A 16,551-nucleotide genomic window follows, 5' to 3' on the forward strand; every position below is an offset into this window, starting at 1 on the left:
GTACATATGGGAGCAAGTATTGTAGATATTAAAAATATGGGAGATGCCCTTAGAAATACAGGTTACAAGAATATCGAAAGCGCTGTATCGGAAATTATTGATAATTCGATAGAGGCAAATGCTAAAAATATATTTGTTATTTTAAGAGAGGGGATTGCACTATCGGGTAGAAAGGTTGTTACAGAAATTGGTTTTTTAGATAATGGAGATGGTATGGCAACAAATATACTGGCAAATTGTCTTGGTATTGGTTCGTCTACTAGACAAGCACGGAAAGGAATGGGAAGATTTGGTGTTGGGTTGCCACAAGCATCTTTATACGCTTGTCCTGAAATAGAAGTGTATTCTTGGCAGAATGGAATTGAGAATGCTCAAAAGGTTTATCTTGATATTAACAAGATAAAAAATGGTGATCAGACGGAAATTGAGGATCCGGAATTAAAGCCTCTTCCAGCGCCATATGCTTCCTATATAAATTATCAGACTGTATTTGAACAGTATGATTTTTCCAAATCAGGTACATTAGTAATTTGGAAGAAGTGTGACAGAGTAAATCCAAAAACCCGTGGGCCATTGACAGAGAGATTGGAATTTAGTTTGGGACAAAAGTTCCGTTATTTTATTCATGATAGAGTATGCAGTATTAAAATTGTATGTGATGAAAACCCGGATGTAGCAGTTGATGTGGCTCCGAACGATCCTTTATTTTTAATGGAAGATAATTGTGTTCTCTGCAAAGCTGATGAACCTAAGAAGATTTATAAGCCAGGACAGGAAGACGGGATAGAGGCTCCTTTCGAATTATATACAGCAAAGGGAGCAGGAACTGGAGAAGTAAATATTCCAATTAAGTATATTGATAGAAATGGTAATAGGGCAGATGGGTCAGTTTTAGTGCGCTTTTCAATTGTAAAGGATAAGTTCTATGATGAGACAGCTATTCCAAAAGGATTAAATCCTGGAGATTATGCATTGGGAAAACATGCTGCTAAAATGGAGGGGATTTCTGTAATTAGAGCAAGGAGAGAAATTGATTTTAGAAGATTTGATTTCTATAATGTTATTAATGAGCCACAGCATAGATGGTGGGGATGTGAAATTATTTTTGATCCAGAACTTGATGAAGTGTTTGGCGTTGCAAATAATAAGCAGTATGTAGAGTTAAAGAAAACTGATGTAACCGATCTTGATCCTGATGAAATAGATGTTCCACCAATTTGGGATCAGCTAGCTGATACAATTATTTCTACAATTAAGGCTATGTATGCTCAAAATCAGGAAACACGTCACAATACTAGAACATTTGAAGAGACGCAGAGTCCAAGTACAGATATCATAAATACAGTAGAACATGATCCTGCTATAATTGATATAGATGACGAAGAAAAAGAAGATGGAGAAACATCTCCAGAATTAGTTGCAGAAACAGGTAAAGAGGAATTAGAAAAAATTGGTTATGAAAATCCCACAGATGAGCAAGGAACAGCATTTATCAACAATTCTGTAAACTTTGTATATGCTGATAAAGGCGAGAGAAGTCCAGCTTTTGATTATAAGGCAGTTCTTACAACAACTGTAATAACAATTAACACAAGTCATAAATTATACACATCATTTTTGAGTAAGATATACCCTAATGCCGAAGTGAAAACTACATTTGAATTATTTTTGGCATCTTTGATTCAGTCAGTTAGAAAAACTGATACATATCAGTCAGTTGAGAATGATCGACTTATGACTGCGTGGTATAACAGATTAAATAGTTATATTTCAGAACAGTTGAATCCTAGAAATAATAAGTAGGTGAAGATATGGCAATTTTATTTTCTAATGAAATTATGGATTCTGTAGTAAAAGAACTACATAAAGCAACAAATTCAGTTCAAATAATAACTGCGTATTGCAAAGAAAAAACGTTTAGGTACTTAGATTCAGAAATAAATACAGAAGTACATGAAAAAAGGCTGCTGGTACGTTTTCGACTAGATGATATACTGAAAGGTAGCACTGACTTTGAAATACTGAGATATGGAATTGAGCATGGTTGGAAGGTTTATTTAAGATTTGACCTACATGCTAAGACATATATCGTTGATAACAAGAGATGTCTAGTGGGGAGTGCAAATGTAACTAATTCTGGATTAAATATTGGAGAATCGGGGAATGTGGAAATGGCTGCATTTGTAGACGTTGAACCTCAAGATATTGAAAAAATAGGAAATTTGTTTAATGATGCGATATTAGTTGATGAAGCTATTTTTCTTAATTTAAAGAAACAGTTTGATTTGGTGAAAAAAGCAGCAATAACAGATGTATATAGTTGGGATAACTCAATAATGGATTTATTCAATTCTCAGATTTATACTCTGTTTTCCTATGAAATTCCAGGAGATTTTGAACTTAAAGTGGGTGAATATTTTCAGTTTCTTGATGTAAATTTTGATGGGAATAAGAAAAAGCTGAAAGAAAAATTTAGGTGGAGTAATGTATACATATGGCTTATTAATACATTAAGAGAGTGCGGAGATTGTATGTATTTTGGAGAATTGTCTGAAAAGCTTCACAATACAGTCGTCTCAGATCCCAAGCCTTACAGAAGAGACATCAAGCAAATGCTGGCAAATTTATTGAGACTAATAGATGAACTTGAAATGGAAGAGATTGTTATAGATAGACCTAATTTTTCACAGAGAGTTACTTTAGTGAGGAAGATGATATAATGAGTACGAGTATTTATGATATGGATATTTTTGCTCCGTTACAAACGGATTTAGAAGCTTTTCAAGAAACATATACTTTATCTCCTGAATTATGGAGTAAATTTAAAATTGATGATTTGCCAGGTGTTGACTTTTCAAATTGGAAAGAAGAAAAGTTAATAGAGAATGGCAAATTTTCAGATAGTTTGGCTAATATTACTAATGCATATGGAGGAATATACATATATTCAATTGAACCAAATATAATACCAAGTATTGGTTGTTACGTTATGTACATTGGGAAAGCTTCAAAAACACAAAATGAGAATCTTAGAGTACGTGTGAAATCTTATCAAAAACAGATTGGAAGTAATTATGATAGGGATAGATTGCATAGACTTTTTGTCAAATGGGGAGACTATGTGCATGTACATTATCTTGCAATAGACTCGACAAATGATGTTATAACAGCGTTGGAAGATAGGCTTATTGCTGCATATGGAAAACCTAGATGTAATTCTGATGTAAGGGTTGAGTCGGTAAAGAGGGCTACTCGTGCATTCAATTAAGGAGATTGATTATGAAAATACCTGCAATTAGAGGGAAAATAGGTCAATGGACTTATTATTCAGGAATAATGACTTTTGAGCAAATTGCAAATAATGTTATTCCGTCAATAAATGAAATATATCAGGCACAATGTTTGGATGATTTATTGCAAAGGGCAATCACAGATAATTACGAAAGTATCACAAATTATATATTAAAAGATGACGAACGGTTTTTTAATGCATTGATTTTGGCTGTTTATGATGGAGATCCTCAATGGTTTGAAGTTGAATTTCCAGAAGAACAAAAAGAGTACACTAACGTCGGATTTTTGGAGATAGAAGCAAACACTATGGAAAAATTTGATCCGACAAAAACAACAATATTCCCTGTAGATGGTCAACATAGGGTCAGGGGCATTATTGAGGCTTTGAAGAAACAACCTAATTTGTCAATGGAACAAATTCCAGTTATTGTTATTGCACATCAGCAGAGTGAGGATGGTAGAAAGAAAACAAGAAAATTGTTTTCAACTTTAAATCGACGAAATAGGGCTGTTGGTAAAAATGAAAATATAGTATTAGACGAAGATGATGTTTGTTCTATAATTACGAGAGAGTTGATTCAAGATAATCCTTTGTTTTCTGGTAATCGAGTTGTTAATATTAAAGGAAAGCAAATTCCTGCATCTAATGGAAAGGCGATAACATCTTTAATTGCACTTTACGAGGTTGTTGATTGGCTTGTACAGCAAAAACTTCAACTTACTGGTAAAAAGTATGCAGAATATAAATTATATAGACCTAATGATGAAGAAATAGCAGGTATTAGGAAATATATATTTGATATTATGCAGGCGTTTATGGAAAATATGTCATCGGTAAGTCAATTTTCTATGAGTGAAGAAGAGAACCCTGCAAATGAATATAGAAATTCAAAAGGTGGTAATATTGTATTTAGGCCAATGGCTATTTTAGAGATTTTTAAGGCTGCAACTATAATAAGCCAAAAGAGAGAATGTTCTTTTGCGGAAGCTTTTGGATATCTAGATAAGGTTTCTCTTAATTTGGACAAAAGCCCCTGGTTAGGGTTTTTGTGGGATGGAACAAAAATGATTAGTGGAGGTTCACACACTATTATTAGATATTTATTACTATATATGGTGGATGAGGATTTATTAAGTTGTGAAGAAAAAAATAAGCTTTTTGTTGAATATGCAAAAATACTTAAAATTTCAGAAGATAAGGCAAGGGTTATTCTAAATAAAATACATTAAGAAACTGATACGTAATCTAACTTTTGTATGTAGAATATTAATATGTGTAGGTTAATTTAAATATTCATTGTAGGTTTTACAGCTATAATAAAAATTGGGTACGGTGAAAATTTATATATCTAAAGAAGACGTGCCTACAACCCCAAATACGGTCTCATACCATCCAGAAACGTTTCTGTCAGGAAAGCGGACACCTTGTCGCTGCTTTCCTGACAGTTATCCACCGCAAACTTGTGCAGGATACCAACCACGCCGCCTATTGCGTATGCTACGGCATATGAGTATTTCTCCTGGGCCAGGCCGGTCTTGCTGGATTTTTCCAGAATTAATCGCACGTATCTATGGAACATTGTCAGTGCCTTTTCCACGAAATCATAAGCCTCAGGTGTGGCAATGATGATCATGAGAAATTTATTTGCTTTCATGTATTCGCATAGAGACCTGAAGAACTGGTGGCAGATCTCAAGATTGCCTTCTGGTTTGAAGCTATTCATGATCTGAAATATTTCATCGACGATGCGGTCTTCCATGGCATTGATGAAAGCAGGCATGTCTTCGTAGTGGTTGTAAAATGTGCTTCTGGTCACACCTGTGAGTTTGGTTATCTCGGACACGCTTATTTTGTTCAGAGCCTTTTGACCTGCAAGTATCTTGAATGCATCTAGAAGGTCACTTTCAGTTCTATCATATCGGGGATCGGTTGAGTTGATCATGGCTGTCTCCTTTATCTGCTGCCTGGCTTGGTGCTGCAGTTTTGTCGCTATCTAATACAGCAATGTTACAACAATAATGCGTGTGAGTCTATTGTTATACGAGATTTCTTTTGATCTTTTTTGTCGAACTCTTTTCAAACGGCTCTTTTCTTATATCCAGTGCCGAGATCCTTTTGTATGTTGGCTGGTTTTTGTTGAAGGTATCAATAATTTTTTGCAATTTTTCAGAAGTCCTGGCTGCATCCATATGTTTCTTATCTACAAAATCCTGATCTGGATATATGTGAGCAGTGAGATGGTTGCCGTCGCCGGTAATGACTATTTCTGAAATAAGGGGCTCTATAGAAAGCTTTCCTTCCAGTTCCTCAGGGGATATGTTTTCACCATTTGCCAGGATGATGAGGTTCTTTTTCCTTCCGGTTATATACATGAAACCATCGGAGTCGAGATAACCAAGATCTCCGGTGCAGAGCCAGCCGTCTTGAAAAGCTTCTGCGGTCTCGTCTGGCATGTCGTAGTATCCGGACATGACGCTTGTGCCTTTTACCTGAATTTCCTCATCGACAAAACGAACAGCACAGTTGTCCAGGAGTTTGCCAACGGATCCGGGCCTGTTGTATCTGTGATTGTTGGAGCAAATTACAGGGGAGCATTCAGTCATGCCGTATCCCTGGAGTATGTCTATTCCGTATTTTTTGAATTCGGTAACATACATAGGATCCAGATATGCCCCTCCGCAGAATATATATTCCAGTTTACCGCCAAATGCTTCCTTGGCAACCAGCTTTTTAGGAAGGAGAGGGTTGACGTCTTTGAGTTTTTTGTAAATGGTTTCTACCATGAGAGGAACCATCAGCATGCCGACCGGCTGGAACCGTTTCATGTTTTTCAGCATGTGGAGCAACGAGTCATTGATGCAGATAGTGGCGCCCAGCGAAATGCCCTTCATCCATTCCATTGTCAGGCAGAATGCGTGATGTATAGGCAGAACGCTCAGAATAGTTACACCAGGTTCCAGATTTATATATACATTTTCAACATTTTGTGCGAGATTGAATTGAGACAGCATGACGCCTTTGCTTTTGCCTGTTGTTCCAGAGGTATACATAAGCGTACACATTTTATCCTTATCCTGATCGGCAAATGCAAAGTCATCCGGTATGGTAATTTCGCTGCGGAGCTGTTCAAATGACAAAATTGCTAATTGTGGATTTGAATCTGCACCCTCCAGATGCTCTATATCGACTTTCTTTTCCATGGTGAATACAACATTCATTCTAGGACAATCTGCTGTCAGTTCTGTTATCACATCCTTTCTGGATGCCCCGCAGAATAATGCAGTTGATCCTGATCTATTCAGAAGTTCATGTAATTCTGACGCTGACAGGTTGGCATCCAGCGGTACAGCAGTATTTCCCGTGAAAAGTATAGCCATGTAGGCGCAGATCCATTCATAAGAGCTGCTTCCCACCAGTGCAATATGTGTTCCGCAGAGGCCATTATTTCGCAAAATGACAGCAGTTTTGCGAATGTCATCCCACAGATCTCCGTAGCTCTTTTCGACAATTTCTCTGTGAGACAGATATTTAACAGCTATTACATCTCTATGTATCCGACAGCTATTTTCAACAATTTCCAGAATATTTTCTTCCATATATCATATCTCCATTTCTATTATGTGAGGCAAAATGGGACATACTCCGTCGTCCCAGATTTTTAATGTTAAACCGATGCAGAAGAGCTTGTCAGGTTGTCAAGGTACTTGATGGCGTCTTCTATAGTGTGAATATTGATGATCTCATCTTCATCGATTTCCACGTCAAATGTATCTTCAAGGTCGCCGAGAAAAGTCATGAAATCAAGGGAGCTAAAGCCCAAATCTTCTATGAATCGCATATCATTAGTGATCTCATCAGCTGGTGTATTGCAGTATTCGGCAACAATGTTCAAAAAAGTTATATTAGTATTCATATTAAAAATCTCCTTATTGAATTAATTAAAAGGGACAGGAACCTCCGTCCCCAAAATGGTCAGATGCATTCGATGATTTCGCCCACAGTCATTTCTGGCTCGGCAATGCCTTTGAAGATTATCTTCATAAGGTAGTAGTAGAACAGTTCAATGTCCTGTTCGGAGAGGCTTGCGGTCTGGTATCTGAAATAGAAATTCAGGCCCAGATCATTTGCACTGTGCATGACGGTGAGATAGATCTTTTGTTTTGATGTACCATTTGGAATCCACATGCTCCTTACGGAAATGTCTTCGAGATGCGGATTTTTAAGCCTGATAGGAAGAGGCTGGTAAGTAAGCCCCACGCTCTCATAAGTAGTGTGTGGAGGAGTGTGGAACATTTCTTTCATCTGGTCAGACAAAAGTTCCGGGTCATAATTGCAGTGTCGGTATACATGATTCTGAACATCCTGAATCATGAAAACTGCATCCAGAAATTCTGTGTCCGGATCAATGATGGTTCTGCAAGGGTATGCCATTGCGCGAGAGCCACCTGATACCCACTCGGCATGTGTGGAACGTCTTGAAACATAATTCCTTATGGAAATGTCGGTCTGTCCGCCATTTGCCTTGGAGAGATAAGTTCGTATTCCCATGAGAATGAGGTTGGTCATGGATATGTGATTGTTCATACAAAAATCCAGAAGATTCTGGGTTGGCTCAGCATCCAGATGATAGTTCTTTGTAGCGACAGACAGGTTGTTAATTTCCTGATCTGCAGCGCGGAGTGACTTGTCATTGTGAAGGCGTCTGCTTTCCTGAAGTATCCGTTGTCCCTGTATATCGGAGTAAATAGGTTCTCCATTTTCCTCCAGCACATTTTGCCAGTACATGCGGTCTTTTGAGACACGTTTTTCGTCTGTGCTTTTTTTAAGATCACGTTCGACCATGTCAGTGAAACTTGCCATGTCCTCAGGATAAGGCGTGCCAAATTTGTAATGACAGTACAGTTCCATGATGTCATTCACCATGATGATAGCTCCACATGAATCCATGAGTCTGTGATCGATCTTGATGTACAGCCCATTGTAGCCACCCGGAAGCGAGATCATTTTTATCACATTCATTGGAATATTGTCCCCGTCAAACGGAATTCTGGACCATTCTTCCATGCGGTGATAAGCGTCATCACCGGAAAGCCATGAAAGGTTTTCGTAATCAATATCTCTGTCATCGTGAGAAACAACATATTGCCGTACCTCTCCATTTGGGTCAACTTTTGTAAAACGGATTCGCAGGCATTCGTATCTCTCGTATTCCAGTTGTATGCATTTTTTCAGCAGACCAAAATCAAGCGGCGCCTGCAGAGTCATACAAATGCTTATATTTGCGACTTGCTGAGTGCCAAATTCAATAATTGGTTTGAAATGTATCTTTTGTGAAGGTGTTAATGGATAATATTTTCTTGGCATAATTTACTCCTCCTGATGTTCTGATACGCTGTGGGAAAAGTTATCATAAGAAAGATGAGGATTCAATATGCCGGATCCGCTAATGGACACTTTAGATGAAATTGACCGGAAATCGGGGACGTTCCTTCTGTCACCAAGAGTGTCCCCCTGTAACGAATAAGACAGAGGGACACTCTTGGTGACAGAAGGAACGTCCCTACATGTATTCAAAACAGGTGGTGATCTGGATAAAAAATAAAGTATATGATTGTTGAAACCTAAAATAAATGATAAACTATTCATAGCAGTTGATGTAATTGTGTAGTTTGTTAAGGTAGGGGTATCTCAACAATACTATATAAATACAAAAACTGCTATCTTTTTAAAAAAGTGGTGATTTTCACGTAACTGGGGCGAGCCGTCGCGCTAGCGACTTGGTACAATGCATTAAAATCAGAGCGATAAATTTGAATTCTCACTTGAGGTATTTTAAGAAATTTAATAACTGTTATATTTGGTTATAGAAATCTCGGCAAACCCTTGAAAATACTAAAATTTCCGTGGGTGTCCTCCCCGTCACATCTTGTATTGTGTTATATCGTTTTACCCTTGTTTATGAACCCTCATAAGGGAAAAAACAAGGGAAGGAATCAACTGCGAAAACATTGTTTTTGACCAGTTAGGTAGAAAAAATTACCACCTATTGATAAAGTATAGATAATAATCCTAATCCAGATATACTACAAAGCAAGAAAGGAGGAAAATCATGAAACTGAATATTAATATCGATGCGGAAGCTAAAGAACCTGAAATTATGATTACAACAGCACAGATGACGGAAGAAGTTAACAGAGTTGTTGATTTTGTAAGCAGATTAGATGATGCTCCAACAATTATTTCCGGTATCAGAGAGGATAAGGTCGAACTATTAGATCCGGATCACATAGTAAAGATTTACGCAGAAGACAGTAAAGTTTTTACCCAAACAGACAATGGTACGTATCAAATTAGATTGAGACTATATGAAGCGGAAGAAAGATTGGATAACAGTAAGTTTGTAAGGATATCAAATTCAGAAATTGTGAATCTTAAGAAGGTTAAAAGCCTTGATTTAAGCTTTGTAGGAACAATTTGTATGGAATTATCGAATGGGACTGTAAGTTATGTTTCCAGAAGATATGTTTCAAAGATCAAAAAAGTATTAGGATTATGAGGTGACTAAAAATGAAAAAAGAATTATTTTCTAGAATATTTGTTGGATTATTGGGTGGAATTGTAATTAGTTATTTGATTACAATTGGAATTTCACTTGCAATCGGTGATGGTAGTTACTATTCATGTGTTCCGAGTTTGATTGAACGATTTGGCAATGAGGTAACAGCGATTATCATACAGACTGTTTTAAGTGCCGTTCTTGGAGCAGGATTTGCAGGAGCATCTGTTATCTGGGAAATAGATAAGTGGAGTTTATTAAAACAAACAAGCATTTATTTTGGAATTGTATCTGTACTTATGATGACAGTTGCATATATTTGCGAATGGATGGAGCATTCTGTTAAAGGTGTATTAAGCTATTTTGCTATTTTTGTTGCAATATTTGTTGTAGTTTGGATAGTACAATATTTGATTTGGAAGATACGTATTTATAAGATAAAAGAAGGCATTCAAAAGAATAATTAGTCGAAATACACAGAGTACAAATCGAAGATTTGTGCGGTGGGTGTATTTCGCTCTACGAGGCTGAAAAATGATTTGTGCTAAATATAAAAAGATTATGAATTTTTAGAAATTCATTGACAAAAGAATGGCATTTGGTTCAATAATATTGAAGGAGGGTTCTGCCGATAAGTGGACGTTCAAAAAGCGTTAGGGTCGCTACGGTGACACTACATTCAAGGACTATGGAAACATAGTCCTTGAAATATTTTAAAGAAGAAATGAATGATTCAAGCACCATTAGAAGTATATCGTATTGATATGAAATACATCAGAAACTTACATAATATAGATGACAGAGTTTTATCGGTATCTCCTCAGATTGGTAAGGACGAGCGACCTTTTCTTGGAGTGCTTGTTATTTGTAATGAACATAAGTATTGTGTTCCCTTATCTAAGCCAAAGGAAAAGCATGAAAAAATGAGGGATAAAATTGATTTCAAAAAGATTGTATGAATTGTAATTTTCCGCATTGAATATTAAGAGACTTGTTGGTGTATGTCTTTTGCTGTTTTATTATATTCTTTCAAAAAATGAAAGCTAATCTTTGAATAAATATCTTTTGAATTTAAGTGACGCTTGACACATTTTCCCCGTCTATTAGAGTGAAAGGCCTTAATACAAAGGAGGAGGAGAAGCCTATGGATGATAAGCAGATATTAGATTTATATTGGGAGCGCTCCGAAGCTGCTATATCCGAAACTTCAAAAAAATACGGAAAGTATTGCAGATACATAGCCTTTAATATTCTTCACAATGACGAAGACAGCGAGGAATGTGTAAATGATACTTATTTAAGAGCTTGGAACAGCATACCGCCTAACCGTCCATCTGTCCTAAAAACTTTTTTAGGGAAGATTACTCGCAACTTATCTTTGGACAGGTACGAACTGCTCAATGCAAAGAAACGTAATGGCGGGCAAATGCCATTGATTCTTGATGAAATACAAGAGTGCATACCATCGTTGGATAGTACAGAAAACATTGTTGAAGAAATTGCTCTAACGGATATTCTCAACCGCTTTCTTTCTTCCCTGTCATTAGAACAGCGAAAAATCTTTATGAGAAGATATTGGTACTTATCGCCCATTAAAGAAATTGCAACGGAATATGATATGAGCGAGAGCAAAATCAAGATGTCATTATTTCGTTCAAGGAACGAACTTAAAAAATTGTTAGAGAAAGAAGGTATCTCTGTATGAAAGAAAAGAAACTTTTAAGGGCATTGGGAAATGTCGATAATCAGTATATTAAGGAGGCTGAACCTATGAAAAAAACAAGTAAAATAACTAATCGGCAAAAATGGGTGTCTGTTGCTGCTTGCTTCGTACTCGTTGCTGTGATTGGAGTGGGAGTTTTTCAAAGCAATCTGTTTGGTACAAAAAACGATATTGCCACGCTGGATGGTGGAGAAACAATTACTTTTGTTAAAAATGACTTATCACAATCTTCAATTAACTTAAATGTAACAACAAGGCCCTTGAGCGATGCTGAGATTGAAATGCTTTTTGCAGACTTGCCTGTTACCGCAGATGCTTACTTTGATGCTGACAATCATAATATTCTGGGTCTTGAGGGAAAAATTGGTGATACAAGAATGGTAGTATCTAAACAGGGTGTAAATCTATTAGATACTATCATTGATGGAAATACAATCACTTCAAGTGTAGACGGCGTTGATATCAATGCAGGATATTTCGTAACAAAGTCAAATAGTCAAGGTATCAAAACCGTAATATATTATGCAACCTTTGATATGGGAGAGAACACTATTTATGTAGAGTATTCTGGCGTTGAAAATGAAAGTGAAACTGTAAAAAACAACTTGGTAGACACAATTTTGAAGTTGATTGAGAACGGTGCATTTGATTTGAGTCAAATCCAAGAATAATCAGGGACGTTCCTTCAGCCGCGCCATATCTGCTGGTGTGTCAATGTCCATCAATTCAGTTTTGTTGGTGACGGGTAGCTGCCTTACCTGAGATTCGTGACTGTGGACAACGACATTCCCGCCTTTTCCCTGTGGGAGAGACATAAGCTCATCAAAATATTCTTTTGGAAATATCACAGGTGCCCCTGGTGTTTTGTCATAACACGTTCTCCATATATATGATGGCTCATTTTTTGCACATAATAATAGTGATGCTATAGATTCCGTCTTTATGAGTGGCTGATCGGAAGGAATAAAAGCACAGCGGTCAATATAGGAACCAATTGTATCCAGACCAAGACGGATCATATCATTCCGATATGGTGAGGAGTGAAGGATTACCGGTATACTATATTCTGTGCAAAGCTTTTCAATATCCTGGTGTATGGTGACAACGAGTCGCCTGGAAAACAAATCTTTTGTTATATCAAGTATCCACTTTATGAGCGGCTGTCCGTGATATTCAGCCATGAGCTTATTGCTGCCAAAGCGTTTTCCCTGCCCTGAAGCCATGATGATACATCCGGAATTGCCAAATGGTCTGTCAAGGTCAACAAGGAACACATCCTTATGGCTGCACAGCCGGTTCAGAAATGAGAGATCCTGTTTTCGAACAACCATAATGATCCGCTTTTTATTCATGAGCCTTTCGAAAGCTTTTTGATAATCGTATGATGTGTTTTCAAGATATCCAATTTCGTCTACAGTAATCCATGGTGCTGTTGTGTCTGCTAGGCTTTCTAAAAATGCAATACATGTGCTGTTAAAGGCATCTTTAATGGGTTGCATGAGGTTCTCGCAACCTGTGGCATCAGAGCAGAATTTGCCGATACGTACAACTTCACCGCTAGAGTTATTTTTCATGTACACGCCTTCTTTTGGGACGGCCCATGATGTAATTCCGGGCATTTGTCTGTCGAAAAGTGAAGAGAGAAGTGTTGATTTGCCACTTTTCCTGTCACCGGTAATAACGATATGTTTCTTTTTGCTAGTCAGAAAAGATCTCCATATACAATTTGCTTCCGGCCTGAATACAGGCTTCTCTATATTGTTCATATTTTTTCAGCCATTCCTTTCCCTCTGGTGTTATCGTGCTCCCCCCACCTGACCTGCCACCTGCTTGGCGGCTTGTAAGTGAAAATCCCAGCGCCTCTTCAGCGTTTTTTATCATGCGGAATGCTTTGCTGTAGGCAAGCCCCATTGACTGGGATGCGGAGCGGAGAGAACCGGTTTTTTCTATAGCCAAAAGAAGGCGGTATGGACCTTCACCAAAGAATTTCTCATCATTATCATCAAAAAATGTTATTTTAATAGCAGCTCTCAATGCATATCATCCTCCTTCATCATGACAAGCTGGCGCTTTCCCTGACGGTTGCGAAGTTCTCTGATACTGATTGTACCATAAACTTTGGACAGAAGCATTTCCATTTCCTCAATGGGTGTTTTATCAGGATATATTTCACCGATCAGTTTGGATTCAGATAAAACCAGAAGAGTGTTGCAGTAATTTAATGCAAGTGATGAATCGTGAAGCGTTACCAGAGACACCGCGAGGTTTTGTTCAACATAGCTGCACAGAAGGTTCATGATCTGGTAACGCAGTCTGAAGTCCAGTGCACTTTCCGGTTCGTCCAGGAGTAAAAGCTTCCGTTTTGCCACAAATGTACGTGCCAGCAGGGCAAGCTGTTTTTGACCCTCGCTCAATGTCTGAAAATTATCGTTTATCCGTGAATCAAGTCCGACCATTGCAAGAACTTTATAAGCCTTTTCTTTCATGGTCTCAGTATGGGGTTGAAGAAGCTTAAGCTCTGGGTTAAATCCCATCATGACAACATCTAAGAGAGATATGTCTATGGATATGCCGCTTTTTTGAGGGATATATCCACATAGCTGTGCTAGTTTTTTGTGAGGCATATGTTCCAGCTGGAGATTATCTAACTCGCAGCAGCCACTATGCGGAATCAAATTGGCGATTGCTTTGATAAGGGTTGTTTTGCCACAGCCATTCTCGCCAAGTATACCAACAATTGTACCTTCTTCTGCAGAAAAGCTGATATTATTTATCACATTTTGCACATCTGTGGTGCTGGTGCGGCTGCTGTGGTGGTAGCCGGCTGACAGATTGCGTATGTTTAATATACTCATTTTACAGGTTTCCTCCTTATGCATAGATAGATAAGAAATGGTGCTCCTATGATACTTGTGAATATACTGACCGGTAGTTCTGTGGAACATACACTGCGGGCAAGTATATCACCGAAAGTGAGAAGGCATCCACCTATAAGACCACTTAGAAGCATAGTTGATAAGCGGTTATTTTTGAGCAGCATTCTGGCTCCGTGCGGAGCAAGCAGAGAGATAAAGCTGATAAGTCCCGTCATGCTGATCACACTTGAAGTTGCCAGGGTTGCGATCAAAAGAACCAGCATTCGTATCTGGTTAACATTCACACCAAGCATTTTGCCCTCTGCGTCATCAAGGGAGAGCATTATGATCTGCCTGTACAATAGGAACATTATCAGCAGGCAGACAGCGCACAGTATTACATTTGAACCAATGGAATATATACTTATGCCATTAAGGCTTCCCATGATCCAGTATTCAATTGATGATAATTGTTTTTCAGGGTCGGCAGTCAGCTTCAGACATACAAGAGCGGTCTGGGCAAGACTGTGTACTGCTATGCCTGCCAGTACTATGCTTTTTCCATCACGCTCATATGTCAGCGATGACAGAAGCAGAACCAGTATCACACAGCATATGGCTCCGGCAAAAGCAGATATGGTTACAGACATTGTCCCGGACAAAAACAGAATGCCAAATGCGGCACCGGCGCTTGCACCTGAGGATACACCTATGATGTCTGGAGAAGCCAATGGGTTCTTAAAGACAGTCTGATATACAAATCCTGCTATGCCGAGAACAAATCCCCCTATACAGCCGATGATTCCGCGGCTTGCGCGAAGCGTGAGAAATACACGCCACTGCATGTCATCACCTTGCAGCAATCCATTAAGTGTAAGAGGATATTTTCCGACAAAAAAAGAAAATATACTGAGAGCTGCCAGAATGACAGCTCCCAGTATAATAGTTATTGTTGCTTTGTTTTTATTTTTACGCTTGTTATTAATTGTTGATTCCATAGAATGTTTCATAATAATTTGTCATTTCAGTTGTATATGTGTCAGTTGATACCTGATCAGGATGAAGGATCCCTGCAAGCCATACAGATGCCAGGATTCCTGCAGGTACCGGGCTGTCCAATGCTTCCACGTCTCCAGGAATAGCATATACGTGGCTGTTTTTTACAGCAGTGCATTCTGCAAGGTTTGGATCGTTCATTACGTCATCTACTGTATATTCGGCATCAGATGCGATTATTATATAAGAAGGATCCCATGCAAGAAGCTGCTCATAGCTTATCTCAGCCCAGTAGGTGTCTGTGATAGAATCAGCTGCATTTTTTCCACCGGCAAGCTCTATGATGCTTGACTGATACATAGAAGGACCGGCAGTAGACAGGAATGATGAGTTGCCGGCAAGGTATACACTTTCAGGTTCTACGCCAGACAGAGCTGAAGTAAGCATATCCTTCTGAGAATCTATATATGCGAGCAGCTTTGCAGCCTCTGAGTTGGTGTTAGTTGCCGTAGCTATGGTGTTGATCATTTCTGTCAGAAGATCCTGACTTTCAGGATTGACGAGCAGTACTGCGATACCGAGGTCTGTCAGGCTCTGAGCTGCATCCTTCAGCTTCATTGGCAGAATAACCAGATCAGGGGAAAGAGCAGCGCATGTCTCAAGGTTGAACTCTTTGGCAGTTCCAACATTTGGCAGCTCTGTCAGTTCTGGTGCAGCAAGCTTATAAATAGGGCGCTTGTCTGCTTTTGCCTCAATACCGACAACCTTATCCTTGAGACCAAGAGCGATCAGAAGGCTTGAAGAAATATAGTAGCCGCTCACGATAGAAGATGGCTCTTTTTCAATTGTAACTTCACGGCCGGCCTGGTCAGTAACTGTTACAGGGTATACAGTCTGTTCAGCATCTGCTTCAGTGGAAGACTCTTCAGAAGATAATTCTTCAGATGATACTTCTTCACTGGAAGCTGATTCGGATACTGAAGCAACTGTGGTGCTTTCCGTAGTACTCTGTGTTGTCGTAGCACTGTCTGTACCACAGGCTGTAAGTACTGCCAGCATAGTACAGATAAGGATGATAGATAGTTGCTTTTTAAAAGTTGTTTTCATGAATTCAATGTTCCTTTCG

At 38.5% G+C, this 16,551-nt stretch carries 18 protein-coding genes; 9 read left to right on the forward strand and 9 right to left on the reverse strand.

Annotated elements, in window-relative coordinates:
- The first annotated feature begins 6 nt into the window (after positions 1 to 6).
- The 4 genes from DWX57_RS01985 to DWX57_RS02000 are packed head-to-tail and all read left to right on the forward strand — an operon-like array spanning position 7 to position 4,524.
- Complete coding sequence (locus tag DWX57_RS01985; RefSeq protein WP_120122941.1) at positions 7 to 1,803, forward strand: ATP-binding protein; 1,797 nt, start codon at positions 7 to 9, stop codon at positions 1,801 to 1,803.
- An 8-nt stretch (positions 1,804 to 1,811) separates the two neighbouring features.
- Positions 1,812 to 2,720: a phospholipase D-like domain-containing protein gene (locus DWX57_RS01990; protein WP_120122942.1), complete on the forward strand. Its 909-nt coding sequence runs from the start codon at positions 1,812 to 1,814 to the stop codon at positions 2,718 to 2,720.
- On the forward strand, positions 2,720 to 3,268 hold the full coding sequence (locus DWX57_RS01995; protein WP_120122943.1) for a GIY-YIG nuclease family protein: 549 nt from the start codon (positions 2,720 to 2,722) through the stop codon (positions 3,266 to 3,268). The genes DWX57_RS01990 and DWX57_RS01995 overlap by 1 nt, the downstream gene beginning before the upstream one ends.
- An 11-nt stretch (positions 3,269 to 3,279) precedes the next feature.
- Positions 3,280 to 4,524 (forward strand): DGQHR domain-containing protein, encoded by a 1,245-nt coding sequence (locus DWX57_RS02000; RefSeq protein WP_120122944.1) that lies wholly within the window; start codon positions 3,280 to 3,282, stop codon positions 4,522 to 4,524.
- A gap of 134 nt (positions 4,525 to 4,658) precedes the next feature.
- Here the strand turns inward: DWX57_RS02000 and DWX57_RS02005 are convergent, their stop codons facing one another.
- The 4 genes from DWX57_RS02005 to DWX57_RS02020 form a co-directional block, all read right to left on the reverse strand.
- Positions 4,659 to 5,237 carry a TetR/AcrR family transcriptional regulator gene (locus DWX57_RS02005; protein ID WP_120122945.1) on the reverse strand — a complete coding sequence of 193 codons (579 nt, stop codon included), beginning with the start codon at positions 5,235 to 5,237 and terminating at the stop codon, positions 4,659 to 4,661.
- 94 nt (positions 5,238 to 5,331) lie between these two features.
- Positions 5,332 to 6,891, reverse strand: coding sequence for an AMP-binding protein (locus DWX57_RS02010; RefSeq protein ID WP_120122946.1), 1,560 nt, complete (start codon positions 6,889 to 6,891; stop codon positions 5,332 to 5,334).
- A gap of 68 nt (positions 6,892 to 6,959) precedes the next feature.
- Positions 6,960 to 7,208 (reverse strand): acyl carrier protein, encoded by a 249-nt coding sequence (locus DWX57_RS02015; protein ID WP_015534183.1) that lies wholly within the window; start codon positions 7,206 to 7,208, stop codon positions 6,960 to 6,962.
- A gap of 59 nt (positions 7,209 to 7,267) precedes the next feature.
- Positions 7,268 to 8,659, reverse strand: coding sequence for a condensation domain-containing protein (locus tag DWX57_RS02020; RefSeq protein WP_119999145.1), 1,392 nt, complete (start codon positions 8,657 to 8,659; stop codon positions 7,268 to 7,270).
- Positions 8,660 to 9,404: 745 nt separating this feature from the next.
- Between DWX57_RS02020 and DWX57_RS02025 the strand changes: the two genes are divergently transcribed.
- The 5 genes from DWX57_RS02025 to DWX57_RS02045 all read left to right on the forward strand — a co-directional run bounded on the left by DWX57_RS02025 (position 9,405) and on the right by DWX57_RS02045 (position 12,245).
- Positions 9,405 to 9,851: a LytTR family DNA-binding domain-containing protein gene (locus DWX57_RS02025; protein ID WP_004853256.1), complete on the forward strand. Its 447-nt coding sequence runs from the start codon at positions 9,405 to 9,407 to the stop codon at positions 9,849 to 9,851.
- A gap of 11 nt (positions 9,852 to 9,862) precedes the next feature.
- Positions 9,863 to 10,318 (forward strand): DUF3021 domain-containing protein, encoded by a 456-nt coding sequence (locus DWX57_RS02030; RefSeq protein ID WP_004853253.1) that lies wholly within the window; start codon positions 9,863 to 9,865, stop codon positions 10,316 to 10,318.
- 261 nt (positions 10,319 to 10,579) lie between these two features.
- Entirely contained in the window at positions 10,580 to 10,810 is a 231-nt protein-coding gene (locus tag DWX57_RS02035) for a type III toxin-antitoxin system ToxN/AbiQ family toxin (RefSeq protein WP_015534180.1), read from the forward strand.
- A gap of 185 nt (positions 10,811 to 10,995) precedes the next feature.
- Positions 10,996 to 11,556 (forward strand): RNA polymerase sigma factor, encoded by a 561-nt coding sequence (locus tag DWX57_RS02040; RefSeq protein ID WP_044998344.1) that lies wholly within the window; start codon positions 10,996 to 10,998, stop codon positions 11,554 to 11,556.
- Positions 11,553 to 12,245 carry a hypothetical protein gene (locus DWX57_RS02045; protein WP_004853247.1) on the forward strand — a complete coding sequence of 231 codons (693 nt, stop codon included), beginning with the start codon at positions 11,553 to 11,555 and terminating at the stop codon, positions 12,243 to 12,245. Before DWX57_RS02040 ends, DWX57_RS02045 begins: the two co-directional genes overlap by 4 nt.
- Here the strand turns inward: DWX57_RS02045 and DWX57_RS02050 are convergent, their stop codons facing one another.
- Genes DWX57_RS02050 through DWX57_RS02070 form a run of 5 tightly spaced genes read right to left on the reverse strand, consistent with a single transcriptional unit; the run spans position 12,246 to position 16,532 of the window.
- Positions 12,246 to 13,340, reverse strand: coding sequence for an NTP transferase domain-containing protein (locus DWX57_RS02050; protein ID WP_243106144.1), 1,095 nt, complete (start codon positions 13,338 to 13,340; stop codon positions 12,246 to 12,248).
- On the reverse strand, positions 13,273 to 13,608 hold the full coding sequence (locus DWX57_RS02055) for a winged helix-turn-helix domain-containing protein (protein ID WP_022216050.1): 336 nt from the start codon (positions 13,606 to 13,608) through the stop codon (positions 13,273 to 13,275). Before DWX57_RS02055 ends, DWX57_RS02050 begins: the two co-directional genes overlap by 68 nt.
- The gene (locus DWX57_RS02060; protein WP_120122948.1) at positions 13,605 to 14,429 is read right to left on the reverse strand and encodes an ABC transporter ATP-binding protein; all 825 of its coding nucleotides are present in this window, start codon (positions 14,427 to 14,429) and stop codon (positions 13,605 to 13,607) included. Before DWX57_RS02060 ends, DWX57_RS02055 begins: the two co-directional genes overlap by 4 nt.
- Positions 14,426 to 15,427: a FecCD family ABC transporter permease gene (locus DWX57_RS02065; protein WP_117548800.1), complete on the reverse strand. Its 1,002-nt coding sequence runs from the start codon at positions 15,425 to 15,427 to the stop codon at positions 14,426 to 14,428. The genes DWX57_RS02060 and DWX57_RS02065 overlap by 4 nt, the downstream gene beginning before the upstream one ends.
- Entirely contained in the window at positions 15,411 to 16,532 is a 1,122-nt protein-coding gene (locus tag DWX57_RS02070; RefSeq protein WP_118016634.1) for an ABC transporter substrate-binding protein, read from the reverse strand. The genes DWX57_RS02065 and DWX57_RS02070 overlap by 17 nt, the downstream gene beginning before the upstream one ends.
- Positions 16,533 to 16,551 lie beyond the last annotated feature (19 nt).

The organism is Coprococcus sp. AF19-8AC, from assembly GCF_003603115.1.
Classification (GTDB): Bacteria; Bacillota; Clostridia; order Lachnospirales; family Lachnospiraceae; genus Coprococcus; species Coprococcus aceti.

Bases quoted from the DNA above. Each gene is read 5' to 3' on its own strand.
- DWX57_RS02005 (WP_120122945.1), bottom strand. From the start codon at position 5,237: ATGATCAACTCAACCGATCCCCGATATGATAGAACTGAAAGTGACCTT.
- DWX57_RS02045 (WP_004853247.1), top strand. From the start codon at position 11,553: ATGAAAGAAAAGAAACTTTTAAGGGCATTGGGAAATGTCGATAATCAG.
- DWX57_RS01985 (WP_120122941.1), top strand. From the start codon at position 7: ATGGGAGCAAGTATTGTAGATATTAAAAATATGGGAGATGCCCTTAGA.
- DWX57_RS02040 (WP_044998344.1), top strand. From the start codon at position 10,996: ATGGATGATAAGCAGATATTAGATTTATATTGGGAGCGCTCCGAAGCT.
- DWX57_RS01990 (WP_120122942.1), top strand. From the start codon at position 1,812: ATGGCAATTTTATTTTCTAATGAAATTATGGATTCTGTAGTAAAAGAA.
- DWX57_RS02000 (WP_120122944.1), top strand. From the start codon at position 3,280: ATGAAAATACCTGCAATTAGAGGGAAAATAGGTCAATGGACTTATTAT.
- DWX57_RS02050 (WP_243106144.1), bottom strand. From the start codon at position 13,340: ATGAACAATATAGAGAAGCCTGTATTCAGGCCGGAAGCAAATTGTATA.
- DWX57_RS02025 (WP_004853256.1), top strand. From the start codon at position 9,405: ATGAAACTGAATATTAATATCGATGCGGAAGCTAAAGAACCTGAAATT.
- DWX57_RS02015 (WP_015534183.1), bottom strand. From the start codon at position 7,208: ATGAATACTAATATAACTTTTTTGAACATTGTTGCCGAATACTGCAAT.
- DWX57_RS02060 (WP_120122948.1), bottom strand. From the start codon at position 14,429: ATGAGTATATTAAACATACGCAATCTGTCAGCCGGCTACCACCACAGC.
- DWX57_RS02010 (WP_120122946.1), bottom strand. From the start codon at position 6,891: ATGGAAGAAAATATTCTGGAAATTGTTGAAAATAGCTGTCGGATACAT.
- DWX57_RS01995 (WP_120122943.1), top strand. From the start codon at position 2,720: ATGAGTACGAGTATTTATGATATGGATATTTTTGCTCCGTTACAAACG.
- DWX57_RS02035 (WP_015534180.1), top strand. From the start codon at position 10,580: ATGATTCAAGCACCATTAGAAGTATATCGTATTGATATGAAATACATC.
- DWX57_RS02070 (WP_118016634.1), bottom strand. From the start codon at position 16,532: ATGAAAACAACTTTTAAAAAGCAACTATCTATCATCCTTATCTGTACT.
- DWX57_RS02030 (WP_004853253.1), top strand. From the start codon at position 9,863: ATGAAAAAAGAATTATTTTCTAGAATATTTGTTGGATTATTGGGTGGA.
- DWX57_RS02020 (WP_119999145.1), bottom strand. From the start codon at position 8,659: ATGCCAAGAAAATATTATCCATTAACACCTTCACAAAAGATACATTTC.
- DWX57_RS02065 (WP_117548800.1), bottom strand. From the start codon at position 15,427: ATGGAATCAACAATTAATAACAAGCGTAAAAATAAAAACAAAGCAACA.